General features: G+C 62.9%; 10 protein-coding genes. 4 read left to right on the forward strand and 6 right to left on the reverse strand.

All coding sequences use genetic code 11. The annotated features are described in order from the left end of the window. Positions 1-26: 26 nt before the first annotated feature. The gene (locus ACWJJK_RS19255) at positions 27-2,429 is read right to left on the reverse strand and encodes a tetratricopeptide repeat protein (RefSeq protein ID WP_454128386.1); all 2,403 of its coding nucleotides are present in this window, start codon (positions 2,427-2,429) and stop codon (positions 27-29) included. 496 nt (positions 2,430-2,925) lie between these two features. On the opposite strand from ACWJJK_RS19255, the gene ACWJJK_RS19260 reads away from it, so the two are divergent. The 4 genes from ACWJJK_RS19260 (at position 2,926) to ACWJJK_RS19275 (ending at position 7,397) form a co-directional block, all read left to right on the forward strand. Next, positions 2,926-3,501, forward strand: coding sequence for a polysaccharide biosynthesis/export family protein (locus tag ACWJJK_RS19260; protein ID WP_156881756.1), 576 nt, complete (start codon positions 2,926-2,928; stop codon positions 3,499-3,501). 61 nt (positions 3,502-3,562) lie between these two features. Then, positions 3,563-4,822, forward strand: a complete 1,260-nt coding sequence (locus ACWJJK_RS19265) for a porin family protein (protein ID WP_086135646.1) — start codon at positions 3,563-3,565, stop codon at positions 4,820-4,822. A 17-nt stretch (positions 4,823-4,839) separates the two neighbouring features. Then, a complete protein-coding gene (locus ACWJJK_RS19270) occupies positions 4,840-6,591 on the forward strand; it encodes a GNVR domain-containing protein (RefSeq protein ID WP_434130549.1) in 1,752 nt (583 codons plus the stop codon). Positions 6,592-6,623: 32 nt separating this feature from the next. Next, positions 6,624-7,397, forward strand: a complete 774-nt coding sequence (locus tag ACWJJK_RS19275; RefSeq protein ID WP_454128387.1) for a CpsD/CapB family tyrosine-protein kinase — start codon at positions 6,624-6,626, stop codon at positions 7,395-7,397. 745 nt (positions 7,398-8,142) lie between these two features. Here the strand turns inward: ACWJJK_RS19275 and ACWJJK_RS19280 are convergent. The 5 genes from ACWJJK_RS19280 to ACWJJK_RS19300 all read right to left on the reverse strand — a co-directional run bounded on the left by ACWJJK_RS19280 (position 8,143) and on the right by ACWJJK_RS19300 (position 13,785). Further along, positions 8,143-8,889: a coiled-coil domain-containing protein gene (locus tag ACWJJK_RS19280; RefSeq protein ID WP_156881687.1), complete on the reverse strand. Its 747-nt coding sequence runs from the start codon at positions 8,887-8,889 to the stop codon at positions 8,143-8,145. Between the two features lie 223 nt (positions 8,890-9,112). Next, positions 9,113-10,843, reverse strand: a complete 1,731-nt coding sequence (locus ACWJJK_RS19285) for a putative porin (protein ID WP_077730073.1) — start codon at positions 10,841-10,843, stop codon at positions 9,113-9,115. Between the two features lie 35 nt (positions 10,844-10,878). Further along, positions 10,879-11,541 carry an energy transducer TonB family protein gene (locus ACWJJK_RS19290; protein WP_077730072.1) on the reverse strand — a complete coding sequence of 221 codons (663 nt, stop codon included), beginning with the start codon at positions 11,539-11,541 and terminating at the stop codon, positions 10,879-10,881. A 21-nt stretch (positions 11,542-11,562) separates the two neighbouring features. Next, a complete protein-coding gene (locus ACWJJK_RS19295; RefSeq protein WP_077730071.1) occupies positions 11,563-11,967 on the reverse strand; it encodes an ExbD/TolR family protein in 405 nt (134 codons plus the stop codon). A gap of 3 nt (positions 11,968-11,970) precedes the next feature. Next, complete coding sequence (locus ACWJJK_RS19300) at positions 11,971-13,785, reverse strand: DUF2341 domain-containing protein (protein ID WP_077730070.1); 1,815 nt, start codon at positions 13,783-13,785, stop codon at positions 11,971-11,973. Positions 13,786-13,802 lie beyond the last annotated feature (17 nt).

A 13,802-nucleotide genomic window follows, 5' to 3' on the forward strand; every position in this document is an offset into this window, starting at 1 on the left:
AAAGTCTTCCCGTCCCGCGCATCCGCTTAGGTGGACGAATCGCCGGAAAACTGGCTCAACGCGCGTTGGGCGTCCTCGCGACCGATGTAGTCGCCTTCGGTCCTAACGGCCTTTTCCAGGCGCTCCTTGGCCTGGGCCTTATCGCCCGCCTGGAGGTACACCATGCCGAGGTGATACTGGAAAATGGGTACCTCGGGCGCCTGCGCCACGGCCTTTTCCAACAGCCCCCGCGCCGTCGTCAACTCGCCCAACTGCCGGTAAATCCAGCCGAGCGTGTCGAGGAACGCAGGCTCGGTCGCCGTCTCGAACCGCTGGGCCAACGCCAGCGCCCGCTGGAGTTTGTCCCGGTCGGCCGCATCCAGGCTGAGCAGGGCGGCCAGGTTGTTGCGCGCCAGCGCGTCATTCGGGTTGCGGGCCAGGATCGCCTCATATTCCGCCATGGCCCCCGCCCAGTCCTTGCTGCGCTCCAGGACCCTGGCCAGTCCCATCCGCGCCGCGCGGTCCTCGGGCGCCGCCGCCAGCGCCCGCCGGTAGGCCGCCGCCGCGCCCTTCAGGTCCTTTTTCTGCTCATGGACCGCGGCAAGGTTGTGGTACGGCAGCCGCCATTGGGGATGGATCTCGATCGCCCGCTCAAAGGCTTGGATGGCCTCCGTCTCCTGGTTCCGCGCCAGATGGTAGAGCCCCAGTAACTGGTGGGCGGTCGGGTGCTTCGGATCGTCCTTCAGGGCTTTCCGGATCCGCGCCAGCGCCTTCTCCGGCTGCTGCGCGGCGAGGTGGAGCCCGACGATGGCCTTCAAGGGCTCGTAGTCGTTTTGGGCGCGGGAAAGCGCCGTTTCGTATTCCGCCAGCGCCGCCTCGGGCTGTTTCCGGCTTTGGTAGAGTTGGCCCAGGCGGAACGGCCCGACGGCTTTATCGGGGAAGCGGTCCTTGATCTCCTTGAGGAGCGGCTCCAGGGCGTCCGTCTGCTGGCTCGCCACCAGCAGGTCCGCCTTGAGGTTGAGCCCGTCGAGGTGCTTCGGCTGTTGCTTGAGGAATTCGTTGAGCTTGTCGAGGGCCAGGCTGGGGTTTTTCTGCCCGACCAGGAATTCGACCAGCAGTTTCCTCAGCCGGTAGTCCGCAGGATTCACGGCCACCGCCTTGTCCAGCTGTTCCTGGGCCAGGGCGGGCTTGCCGTCCAGGAGATAGGCCTGGGCCAGCCGGGTCAGCACCTCGGTCGACTCCGGCTGATCTTTCAACAAGGCCCGGAACGCGACGATGGCGTCCTGGGCCTCCCGCCGCGCCAGCGCCAGCCGGCCTTCAAGCGATAGCGCCGGATGGTCTTTGGGGTTTTCCGCCAGCACCTGTTTCACCAGGTCCCGCGCCTCGTCGCTCCGCCCGCGCTTCGCCAAAAGCTCCGCCAGCTGCGTCATGGCCTTGAAGCCGTCCGGCTGGTTTTCGTGGTCGGCGATCAGGGCGCGGTAGACGCTTTCCGCCTGATCGGCCTCGCCGAGCTGTTGGTGCACCTGGGCGAGCCCGAAACGCAGGGCGGTGAGCGTCGGGCGGGCCGCGATGACCGCGGTCAGTTCGCTGACCGCCCGCGCCCCGTCGCCGCGCTTCACGAAAAACTCGGCGAGCCACAGCGGTGCTCTCGGGTCCTCGGGGAAATCCTTCTGGGCGGTGCGGAGCGTTGCTTCCGCGGCGTCGAAGCGACGCTGCTTGAGGTAAAGTTCGGTCAGCAGCCCCCGGTGTTCGAGGCGGTCGGGTTGGGCCGCGATCAGGGCCTTGAGGGTCTCTTCCGCCGCCTCCGCCTGGCCCTGTTGCTGGTGCAGCCTCGCCAGCGCCATCAGCAGCGCCGGCTGGTTCGGCTGGATCTTGAGCCCGGTTTCGAGCACCCCGATCGCTTCGGCCGGCTGTCCTTGCTGGGCCCAATGGAGGGCCAGCACCAGATAGGGGTCGGGCCGGGCCGGCTGCTCCGCCACGATCGCCTCCAGTTGCGCCCGCATCGACGCGCTGTCCCCCTGGAGGTTCGCGATCGCCGCCTTCAGCATCCGCACTTCGAGGTCCGAGGGCCGTTCCTCGGCCACCGGCCCCAGGAGTTCCTGGGCTTTCGCGGCGTCCTTCGCCAACAGGTAGAACTTCGCCAGTTTGAGCTGGGCGTCGCGGTGGGTCGGGTCGAGTTCGACCGCCTTCTGATAGAGGGCGAACGCCTCGCGCCAGTGCTTCTGGTCCTCTTCGATCCGGCCCAGGTAGAAATAGGGGCTCGCGGCCTTGGGGTCGATCTGCAGGACGTTCTTGAACTCGACCTTGGCCTTGTCCAGATTCTGCGCCTCGACATACTGGAGGCCGCGCGCCAGGTGCGCGGCCTTGCGCTCCTCCGCCCCGCCGCACGCGGTCAACACCCAGGCCACCACCACCCAGGCCGGAACGGGCCGAACCAGACTCAATTTCATAAACGCTCCCTAGCTCGATAGAGACAGCATTGCAGAAAAATCAGGTAGGCTAGGTGGTACATAAGCAACACCGACAGCCCACCGTCTAAGCCGAATATGACAGCATGGCTTCATGTCAGCTTTGTGAAACGGTGTTCCGTCGTTGGAACGGAACTGTAACAATCGTCTGTTAGCGTAATGCTGGATAGGCGACAAGAAGCTGTCTTCAAACGTCACGAGCGACGTCAGGGCAAAGCGCGAAAGGGCGACCCGAAGCGGCGGGACCCGCGGAGGGAACAGCCGTTAGGCTGGCCCGCAGGGCGAGCCCCAGGGATGGGGCGAGTCAAAACCGGAGTGTACAGAGGAGTACATGCGGATTTTAAGCCCTTGAGCAACGAAAGCATGGCGGCGCGCAGTAGTTTGAAGACAGCTTCTAAGACGGACCCATCGTCTGAATCGTCGGGCGAGTATTGCCCGCTGTTCCTTCATTTTCGTATTTCTCTGCGTCACAGCTCCTATGTATCTCCAATTGCTCAAATTTGCAGCACTCTTGGCATTCGCTACCGGCGCACTCGGAAATGGCGAAAATTCGCCGCCCCTGATAGAAAGCCACAGGGACTATCGCATTGTCCCCGGAGACGTGCTGGAGATTTCGGTGTGGCGCGAGGAGGGCCTCACCAAACAGGTCCTGGTCCGCGCCGACGGCGGCCTCTCCTTCCCCCTGGTCGGCGACCTCGCGGCCGGCGGCCTCACCGTCGAGGACGTCCGCGCCACCGTCACCGAACGCTTGAGCGAGTACCTCGCCGACCCGGTCGTCTCGGTGTCGGTGATCACCACCAGCCAGAAGATTTATGTGGTCGGCAAGGTCAATAAACCCGGCGAGTTCGTCACCCCCGGCCGGGTCACCGTGATGCACGCCCTGGCGCTCGCCGGCGGGCTCAACCCGTTCGCCGACCGCGACGACATCACCATCCTCCGCCAACGGGGCGATCAGACCACGCCCCTGCCGTTCGATTACGATGCCGTGGCCGCCGGCGAGGACCTGGAGCAGAACATTCTGCTGATGAACGGCGACGTCGTGGTTGTCCGTTGAGGCGCCGGGCCCGCGTGAGGCGCGATCCGGCCGGCCCCAGGCGCGCGCGAGGCGGCTGAGCATGCGGGGGACGATTCAGCGGCTGGCCTGGGCCGGCGTGGGGCTCGGTATGGCCGTCGCCCGCCCGAGCTTCGGCGTGGACTGGCACCTCGAGGCGGCGGCCAGCGTGAGCCAGCAGTATCATTCCAATATCCAGCTGTTGCCGGACCGGCTCGATCCTCAGGCGGTCTTCGGCACCGATCTCGGCTTCACCACCCAGCTCGTCGCGGCGGAGCCTCACTGGCAGGTGAAGAGCCGGGCGCGCCTGCAAAATCTTTTTTATACGCCGATCGACGCCATCGACACCCAGAATCAGTATCTGGACCTCGATGCCCATTATGCGACCGAGCGGTCGCGCTGGGCGCTCACGGTGAACCATACCGATGACGCCCTGCTGTCGTCGCAGTCCGATGTCCTGGTCGGAATCGTGTTGACCCGCGTGCAGCGGGCTGAAACCACCGTCGCCCCGTCCTGGACCTATGCGCTGGACGAGCGCACCCGGCTGACCCTGGGCTATGCGTATCAGGCCTCGGATTACGAGGCCCGGGCTGGGTTCGCCTTTGTCAGTTCGACCGCGCATACGGCGTCGTCCGGACTCGAGCATCAGCTGACCGAACGCTTGTTGCTCTCGGGGACGCTGGCTTATACCGCCTATCGCGCCGACCGGCGCGCGATCGATTATCTCAACGCCCTGGCGGGCTTTCAGTACGCCCTGACCGAGACGCTCGAGGTCGGCGTCTCCGGCGGCGGTCAGTTCAGCGATTCGGAGACTCAATTGGAAACCTTGCGCCTCGACGGTTTTCAGATCGTCAGCCTGGACCCGCTGCTGCTGGTGCCGGTCACGGTCCGGGAGACGGTCACGCTCAAGGACCGCCAGTTCGGCCCCTTGGTCACCGCGAGCGCGCGGCAGCGCTTCGACACCGGGGACGTCGAGCTGAATTACGCCCACCAGATCAGCCCTTCGATCAACGGCACCCTGTTCGAGTCGGATCGGGTGACGGTCACGGCCCGCCGGCAGGTGTCGGAGCGCCTGAACGCCGCCCTGAATCTGTCCTACACCGATCAGTCGCTGCCCGATGCGAACGGCGATCGCCTGACCCAGGCGTATTACCGGATCGGCGGCGATCTGTCTTATGCCGTGACCGAGCGCTGGCGCCTCGGCGCGTCGTATCAGTACACCCTCCGCGATCTCGGGGAGCGCGGCGGTTTGTTTTCCGGCCGCCAGGAGGCCCATGCCGTCTTTGTGACGCTCAAGTACGACTTCGACCCATTCCAGTTTTGAGTTTGAGAGACCGATCAATGGAAGAAAAAGCACTCAGCGATTATCTCGCCACCTTTCGCCGCCATCGCGCCGCCTTCGGCGCGATTCTGGGCGGACTGTTCACGCTCGGCGTCCTGACCGCGCTGCTGTTGCCGCCGACCTACCGCTCGACCGCGACGATTCTGATCGAGGAGCAGGAGATCCCGTCCGACCTGGTCCGCTCCACCATCACGAGTTATGCCGCCGAGCGGCTGCAGATGATCAGCCAGCGGGTGATGACCCGCGCACATCTCCTGACGATCGTCGAGAAGTTCGATCTCTATGCGAAAGAGCGCCAGAAGAAGACCACCGACGAGATCGTCGAGATGATGCGCGAGGATATCGCCTTCCAGCCGATCAGCGCGGAGGTCATCGATCCCAAATCCGGCCATCCGACCAAGGCGACGATCGCCTTCAGCCTGTCCTACGACGGCCGCCATCCCGATACCGTGCAGCGGGTGGCCAACGAGATCACGTCGCTCTATCTCGAGGAGAATCTGAAGACGCGCACTCAGAAGACCCAGGAAGCCTCCGATTTCCTCACCGAGGAGGTCGAGCAGATCGGGGCCTACGTCACCGAGCTGGAACAGACGCTGGCGCAGTTCAAGGAAGCCCATCTGTACGCCCTGCCGGAGCAGAAGGCGCTGAATTTGCAGTTCCTGCAGCAGACCGAGCAGGAGCTTCAGTCGCTCGATCTGCAGCTTAGGACGCTCCAGGAGCGCGCCCTCTATCTGGACGCGGAGCTCTCGCAAATCGCCCCGGAGACGCCGATCGTATCGGGCACCGGGGAGCGCATTCTGAGCAAGCAGGACCGGTTGAAGCACCTTCAGACCGAGCTGGTCGCCCTGACCAGCCGGTATGCCGATAAGCACCCGGATGTCGTGAAGGCGCGGCGCGAGATCGAGGCCCTGGAGCGCGAACTCGGGCCGGTCGATCACGCGCTCGACACGGTCAAGACCCTCGCGCATCTGAAGGGGGAGTTGGCGGTGCTCGAGGACACCCATGCGCCCGATCACCCCGATGTCGTCGCCGTCACGGCCAAGATCGCCGCCTACGAAAAGGCCCTGGCCGAGCCTTCGGCCGAGACGACGGCGCGGGCGATCGCCGCCCGCCAGCCGGACAATCCGGCCTATGTGAATCTGTCCGCCCAGAAAGCCAGCACCCGCCAGGAGATCGAGGCGCTCAAACAGCGCCGGCTCGAACTCGAGGCGAAGCTGGCCGATTACCAGGACCGGCTGCAGCGCACGCCGGACACCGAGCGCCAGTATCTGGCCCTGATGCGGGATTACGAGAACGCCGCCAACCGCTATCGGGAATTGAGGGCGAAGCAGATGGAGGCCCAGATCGGGGAGCAGCTGGAGCGCAAAAGCAAGGGCGAGCGCTTTTCCATCATCGAGCCGCCCCTGTTGCCGGAAAAGCCGATCAAGCCGAACCGCCCGGCGATCGTCATCCTCGGTCTGCTGTTGGGCCTCGCCGCCGCGGTCGGCACGATCGCGCTGCGCACCACCTTCGATCAGACCGTCCGCACCGCCCGGGCCGTCGCCGCCCTGGTCGGCACCGCCCCGCTCGCGGTGGTCCCGTATCTCACGACCGATGAGCTCGCGATCGATCAGAGCCGCCAGCGCCTGATCCTGGCCGGCCTCGGGTTCGGCGCCCTGCTCCTGACCGTGTGCCTGATCCATTGGTTCTGGACCCCGCTGGATGTGCTCTGGTTCCGGGGTCTTCGGAAGCTCGACACCGCCCTCGGCTAACCCTGTCTCTCTTTTTACCCGGAGTGCCCGTGATGGAATCGATTGCCCCTTCGTTCGCAACCCCCACCCCCGGTCCGCGCGGCGGATCGCCCGCGGTCCCGGCGCCCGCCGAGCGGATCGAGTACACGACCACCCGCTCGATCGAGGTCCGCCGCGAGGTGCTGCGCCGCCAGCGTCTCATCGCCGGCTACCCGCCCGGCCCCTATGTGGACGCCTATAAGGTGCTCCGCACCAAGGTCTTGCAGATCCTCCGCGAGCGCGGCTGGAACGCGCTCGCCGTCACCAGCCCCAACCCCCAGGCGGGCAAGACCGTCGCCGCGATCAACCTGGCCCTGAGCCTCGCCCTCGACGTCAGCCAGACCGTCCTCCTGGTCGATGCCAATCTCCGCCATCCGAGCGTCCACACCGCGTTCGGCTTCACCCCCCAGTACGGGCTCAGCGATTATCTCCTCGACGATGTGCCGATCGAGCGCCTGCTGATCAACCCCAAGGGCATCGGCCGCTTCGTCGTCCTGCCGGGCCACCGGCCCTTGCCCGATGCCTCGGAACTCCTCGCCTCGCCGAAGATGGCGCGCCTGGTGGACGAATTGAAGCACCGCTATCCGAGCCGCATCGTGGTGTTCGACCTGCCCCACTTGACCACCGCCGACGCCCTCGCCTTCGCCCCCCATGTCGACGCCGCCCTGCTGGTGCTCGAGGCCGGCCGCACCACCCACGCCGAACTCGAAGAGGCCCTCGCCCACCTCAACACCACCCCCCTCCTCGGCACCCTCCTCAACAAGGCCGAACCCGGACCGGGCAGCTGACGGCCCCACCGGCGGGAAAAGATGCCCGGCCTCAGCGATGTCCGGTCATCCCGTACATCGCCCAGTGCCGTTAAGTTAAGCCGTCATTCCAATCGCAAACGGTCGTTCTGGGAGCGCCAGAACGCCCCTTCCGGCAGGGATTGCTCACCCCATCCCTGGGGTTCGTCCTACGGACCGTGCTCCGCACGTCCAAATTTGCTCCTGGCAAATTTGTGCCGGACAAATCGGCAGGGCGAGGCGCAATGCGGCGAGCGGGCAGGCCAGGGAAGGACTGCCCAGGACTCGCGAGCGAAGCGGGACGGCGTAGCGCGGCGAGGCCGATTTGCACGCGAAGCGCCCGTAGGGTGCCGCACAGGGACTGTGCGGCATGAATCCAGTGCACAAGGACGTGAGAGGCCTTTGCCGTCCTTGGCGTCTGGACCCCGGCAATCCAATCGCAAACGGTGTCTTCGGGAAGGGCGTGGCCGGCGCTCCCGGCCAGGCCGTTTGCGATTGGAAGGGTCGCGACTAAAGCGACCGTTTGCGATTGGGAAGGGATTGCCGACCTACGTTCTCCCCTCCTGGCACGAATCCGTACACCGGGATGGAAAACGCTCTAACGGCATTGGTACATCGCCTGGGTGGGCCGGAAGGTCGGCACCCATTTGATCGGGAAGGGATTTTCGAACTATATGGAGCCTCTATCCCGGTAGGCCCGCCAAACCATGGCGTGCCGTCCGGCCGAGTCGTATGCGCCCGTTTCCGTTCACTCTTCGTCCTCCTCCTCATCGGGCGGCGGCGCATTCTCACTTGCGGCCGGGCTTGTTTCCGAAACGGCCACGCCGGCTTCCTGCCAAGGCGTGACCTGGAGGTCTTCGAGTTTGAATTGGAACTCCTGAGCTTCGTTTTCGGCCTTCACCGAACTGATTTGGGTAAAGGGTTCGCCTTCGGTGAGCGCATCCCAAAATCCCTTGCCTTGATACTTGTCCAGCAATTCGCGGTTTACTTGGTACAAGCCTTGGTTTTTCTCCGTGCACGCCTCAATCCATCGGGATCGCTCGGCCACCGCGCCGACCAGAAGCGCATTGTCCTGCTGGTATTTCTTCAACTGGCCGACCGCAGCGCGCAAACGCTCGTTGAGGCCGCGAATGCGTTCGGAATCCTGATGGATGCGCCCCTGCAGCGATTCGTTACCGGCTCTCAAGTTATCGAGACTGGCCTTCTGCTGCTGGACCACACTCTCCAATCCTTCGAGTTGCTTGATCTTGTCTTCAAGCTTTCCGACCTGGTCCAGCAAGGCGCTCTTTTCCCCTTCCAAAGCCGTCTTCTCCTGGCTCAACTGGCGCAGCATGCCCTGCGCCTTGCGCAAGGCTTGAGCCGCAGCACTGTCTTGCTTGGGCGCCTGGGCGTGTACTGCCGAAGGGCCAACCACGGCGCACCACAGCAACAGAAAAAGGACGGCGTTTTTCGTCCGCCGAATCAAGAAAAGCGAACGCATGTCGAATGGGCTCATGACTCGATCTCGATGTTTTATTCCAAATCGCTTTCAATCAGGAATTGTTTTGTAGGGTGGGTTAGGCCGCGAGGCCGTAACCCGCCGAGCACCCGCGGACCTGTCCTGAGCCAAGTCGAAGGGTCGGTGGGTTACGCGGAGCCGAGGGGCTAACCCGCCATCGATGGATTTCGCTTCGCTCTACCCATCCTACGATGAATGTTCTATCGAATGCCGAATGGAATTAGAACCGCGCGTTCAAGTCCACCAGCAGCACGTCGACCCCGAACGGAGGACCGTCGATTTCGTCGGCCGAGAGCCAGCGGATATTGGCCCAAGTGTTTTTCGCCAAGCCATATACCATGCCGGCCATCCATCCTTTCGCATCGGTCCCGGCCAAGTGGAAATTGGAGTCCGTGAACGCATCCAGTACCGAATCTCGCTCGAGATACTTGTATGCGAAGAAAGTGCTCCAGTCGCCGAATTTACGGATTTCCGGCCGGCCCACGTCGAGACGGACCTGAAAGGCGGTAGTCTTGGGCTTGATGGTTTCTCCGGTACGTTTCAGGATTTCCTTTTCATCAAAGCCGATGTTCTCCGAGTAATTGGCAGTGAACATCACGTGGTTTTCGCCGAAGCCACCGTAATCCAGGGCAAACATTGCATCTACGATATTAAAGTCGGATGCAAGGCCAACCAGACAAACGATTTCATTGACCGCGCACCCGTCTGGATCATTACCGGGACTGCGTATCGCAGCCAAACTATTGCCCTTGGTGAAGAATTCCGGCGCCGTCCAATCATTCCTGCGGCTACCGAGCGCATTGGGCTGCGCCACGATATTCTTGTAGTCGTAATAGGCAACGCCCGCCTTCACCCGAGTGTTGGTACCGAAAAGCCAATCCAGGCCGCTTTGTGCCGCCCACAGCCACTTGTCCTGAGATTCCAATTCGATTTCCTGCAAGGGAAAGGCGCCCAAGGTCAGGAAGGCCGTGTTAGGCGTCGAAAATCCCATATTGATTTGACGGTACTGAGGCCCCGACCTGAAGAAGTCCTGGGCAAGCTCTGCCTTGGGTCCGATAGGCAGGCGGAACGTGCCGGCGAAACCTTCGAAACTGAGGTCCGGGTCGAACAGGTTGTCCGTGGAAAGCCATGGATTGGCGAAACGCCCGGCCCATACGGTAAACCAGTCCGTTCCCTTTCCGTCCACGTGGTCGTATTGAAGAAAGGCCCGATCCAGCGCCACCTCATACTGTTTCCCGTATTGTCCCAAGGTTTGGTTGATGGAAATCGGGCTGCGATCGTTGCTGGTGGCCAGGCGAATGCCAGCTTTGAAGTGATCGGCGATTTGCGCCTCCAGTCCAAGGCGCACGCGAATTCGGTAACGCTGCCGGTCGACCGTGGTATTCAGGAAGGCATCCTCTCCCGCAGCAGTGATGCCGCCATCTTCATTGATGACCGGCCAGTTAAGATAACTGCCTTCCTGATTGTCGTCCGCAAATAACTGATCCTCGAAACGCACGCGAAAATCGCCCGACAACTTGAACCGGTTCACCCAATCCGGCAGAGCCGCCGGCACGCCCCATTTTTCCGTCTTGGCCTGGGACTTGACTTCCTTTACCACTTCGTCGCGCAGTTCCTTGCTCACCTCGGCGCGAATCTCGTCCTTCACGAAATCAGGGACGTAGGTCACCCGTACCGGTCCCGGCTTGCCCTTGTCCGGATTACCCTGTTTTGCAGCGACCTGCTCTTCCTTCGCGGCTTCCGCCTTGGCTTCCGCTGCAGCCTTGGTTTCCGCCTGCTTGATCATGTCCTCCGCTTTCGATTTGTCGATGATTCCCTGCTGCACCAGGATGTCGATCAAATTGAGCGTGGTGTTCTTGAGCTTCAGCAGTTCTTCTTTTTCTCCCGCCGCCGCGGTGGACGCCAAAATCAAGGCCAAAGGCGCGGCGAGCAGCTTGCGGTCTGCTTTCATGGAATTCCCCAAGTCGTGTTATTTCTGAGTCTGTTTTAGGAGCGGATGCGGATCTTCACCGGCTGCGGCATGTTCTCCGGAGGAGCTTTGAGCCTGGAGCGGAGTGTCCCCAAAGCCGAACGCAAGGCTTCGTCCACATCGCCGTCCCCGCTGGAAGAGGCCAGTTCGGCACGGGAAACGCTTCCGTCGGCGCCGATCCAGATATTCGCAATCACCGAAATCTTCTTGTTCCGCGCCTTGCTCTGGCTCAGCTTCTCCCGCAGTTCGTCCGCGATCTGGCGCTGCAACTGCTGGCCGTACCAGATGATGGCGTTGCCGCCGCCTCCCCCGATGAGCCCCCTTCCGCCTTTCTTGCCGACCAGCCCGAAAGCGTCGGACCCGGCGGCACCCTCGGCGTCGACGCCCAGATCCTCGCCGGGAGGCGGTTCATCCGCTTGCTGCTCGGGTTCCGGCTCGGGCTCCGGTTCCGGTTCTTCGATCTTCTCCTCCTTGATCTCCGGCTCCGGCGGCTTTTCCTCGGGCGGGGGCGGCGGAGGTGGCGGGGGCGGTTGGATCACGGTGATCTGCTGGACCTGTTTCTTGGTCTGCACCGGCTTTTCGAAAAGGTCCTTCAGAAAAAAAACCGCCACCGCGATCACGACGATCAGAACCCCGCCGATCCCGAGCGGCAGATAGCGAAGCCAAGTTTTCTTGCTCATGGCGGGCGACGGAGACGAGGCTTACTTCACCAGTTTCTGCGTCACCAGGCCGAGCTGGCTGATCTGCAGGCGCGTGACCACGTCCAGCACGTCGATGACCTTTTCATACTGGATGGCGGCATCGGCCTTGAGCACCACCGGAAGGTCCGGCGTGGCCGCCTTGTACTGCGACAGACGGGTTTCGAGCTCCTGGAGGCTGACCGGATAGGTGTCCAGGTAAATGGTGCCGTCCTGGGTAATCGAAATCGCCTTGGTCTTCGGCTTGGACAGAGCGGGCGTGGCGCTGGCCTTGGGCAGGTTGACGGTGATGCCTTGTACCGTGGCGGTGGTCATGATGATGAAGATCAGCAGCAGCACGTAGGCCACGTCCAGCATGGGCGTGATGTTGATGTCGTCGTAGACCTTCTCTTCGGATTCGACTTTCATGGCTTATCCCCCGCGGTGACGCTCGGCCAGGCGCTCCGACACCATGGCCAGAAACTCGTCGGTGAACACCCGCATCTCCGCGGTGAGGTCCTTGATTTGGGTGAGCAGGTAGTTGTAGCCGAACAGGGCCGGGATAGCGACGGCGAGACCCGCGACGGTGGCGAGCAGCGCGCCGGAGATACCGGGTGCAATGGAGTTGATGTTGACATCGCCTGTGGCGGCGATCACGGCGAAGGTGATCATCACCCCGAGCACGGTACCCAACAGGCCCAAGAACGGGCCGCCGGAGATGGCGATAGTGAGCAATACCATATTGCGGTTGAGCTTTTGCCCCTCGCGCACCACCGCCGCGTCGAGCCGCGCCCGCAGAACGTTGAGCGCCTCGTCGGTCAAGGGTTGGTTGGCCAAAGTGCCGAAGCGCTTTTTGAGCTCCTGAACCCCCGCGTGGTAGACGTGGTAGACGGGAGAACTCTGGAAGTGATCGTGCTTGCCCACCACCGCGGCAAGAAAATCCGATTCGCCGAGTTCCTTCTCCTCCTCGGTTTCTTCCTGATCCAGCGCTCCGGGATCGGCGGAAGCGTCCATGTTCCGGTATTGGTCGAGGAAGGCGCGGTTGTCCTTATTGGCCCTGGAGATAGCCAGCCCCTTGGTGACCATCACCAGGGCGCTGATCACGAACATGACGCCGCACAGGGCGATCACCACCCAGCCGTCGACGGTCAGACTTTGCAGGATGATGACGAAATAATTGGGACCGCCCGCCCCTTGCTTGGATTCGTCCTGGCCAAAACCGAGAACGTTGAAATCGGCGCTTTGGCTGCGCGCCAAGAGCTTGATCCAGTCGGCGGTACGCGCCGTGTTGGCAATCTGAACTTCGTCCAGAAAGCCGATGAGGCTATCGCCTGCGGCGCCGGCGCCCAGGGTCACCATCGGATTCATCGGCCCCGCCGAAGCCGGCGACTCGCCCGCCTTGTTGCCGTCCAGGTACAGTTCCAGCTTGTCCGTCCGCAGAACCACGGCGATGTGCTGCCACTTGCCGAGTTGCAACGGCGCGGGAGGCGTCTCGACCCCTTGGCCGTTGTTCGCATATTTCGCGACCAGACCCGTGTCGCGAACCGACAGCTCCAGCGCGTTCTCGCCTTCCCCAGCGTGCAAGACGTAAGCATTCGACTGGGCCTGATCGATCTTCAGCCAGGCGGAAAAGGTCCAGCCTTTATCGGGCGAAAGTTGCAGAGCCGGATTGGCATTGATCGCAATGCCGCCCGCTCCGGTGAATTTGGCCGCTGCACCGATCCAGCCCGCCGGTTCCGGCGCGGCCTTGGAATCCGCCGCATGGTTGCCGTAGGCGGTGGCGTCCTTTGGCATCGGGTCCGTCTCGTCGAAATGCAACACCAGCGCCTGATGCACGTCGTACGTCCCGTTCGCGTCGCCGCCATCCGGCGCTTCGGCGTTGCCGTAATACATCCAGATCGAATCGGTGCTGATCCCGCCGCGGAACTGCGGCGCCTTGACCCAGACCAGGGCCATCTCGTTGATCGCGTCGAACTTCTCGACGTGATACTTCAAAGGCGTCTTGTCGTCCGCCATGAAGCGAATATCCTTGCCGTTTTCGGCCAGGTCCATGAAGTAGGCGAAGTTTCCGGTATGCAGGCGGACCAGCACCGGGAACTCGGCCAAGGTCTCCTGGATATCCGCGCCGGTAGCTCCGCCGTCCAGCGAAATCTGTTTGCGCGACGACCAGGCGTCGTTCCACCAGGCGTGAACGATGCTCGGAACGAGCACCAACCCCAAGGCCAGAGCGTAGACCCTCACTTTCATGTAAGTTCTTGTATTTA

This window comes from Methylocaldum gracile (assembly GCF_053646815.1).

What these genes read in the sequence shown, in the direction of transcription:
- ACWJJK_RS19295 (WP_077730071.1), bottom strand. Translation starts at nt 11,967, where the DNA reads ATGAAAGTCGAATCCGAAGAGAAGGTCTACGACGACATCAACATCACG.
- ACWJJK_RS19265 (WP_086135646.1), top strand. Translation starts at nt 3,563, where the DNA reads ATGCGGGGGACGATTCAGCGGCTGGCCTGGGCCGGCGTGGGGCTCGGT.
- ACWJJK_RS19285 (WP_077730073.1), bottom strand. Translation starts at nt 10,843, where the DNA reads ATGAAAGCAGACCGCAAGCTGCTCGCCGCGCCTTTGGCCTTGATTTTG.
- ACWJJK_RS19290 (WP_077730072.1), bottom strand. Translation starts at nt 11,541, where the DNA reads ATGAGCAAGAAAACTTGGCTTCGCTATCTGCCGCTCGGGATCGGCGGG.
- ACWJJK_RS19260 (WP_156881756.1), top strand. Translation starts at nt 2,926, where the DNA reads ATGTATCTCCAATTGCTCAAATTTGCAGCACTCTTGGCATTCGCTACC.
- ACWJJK_RS19280 (WP_156881687.1), bottom strand. Translation starts at nt 8,889, where the DNA reads ATGAGCCCATTCGACATGCGTTCGCTTTTCTTGATTCGGCGGACGAAA.
- ACWJJK_RS19255 (WP_454128386.1), bottom strand. Translation starts at nt 2,429, where the DNA reads ATGAAATTGAGTCTGGTTCGGCCCGTTCCGGCCTGGGTGGTGGTGGCC.
- ACWJJK_RS19275 (WP_454128387.1), top strand. Translation starts at nt 6,624, where the DNA reads ATGGAATCGATTGCCCCTTCGTTCGCAACCCCCACCCCCGGTCCGCGC.
- ACWJJK_RS19270 (WP_434130549.1), top strand. Translation starts at nt 4,840, where the DNA reads ATGGAAGAAAAAGCACTCAGCGATTATCTCGCCACCTTTCGCCGCCAT.
- ACWJJK_RS19300 (WP_077730070.1), bottom strand. Translation starts at nt 13,785, where the DNA reads ATGAAAGTGAGGGTCTACGCTCTGGCCTTGGGGTTGGTGCTCGTTCCG.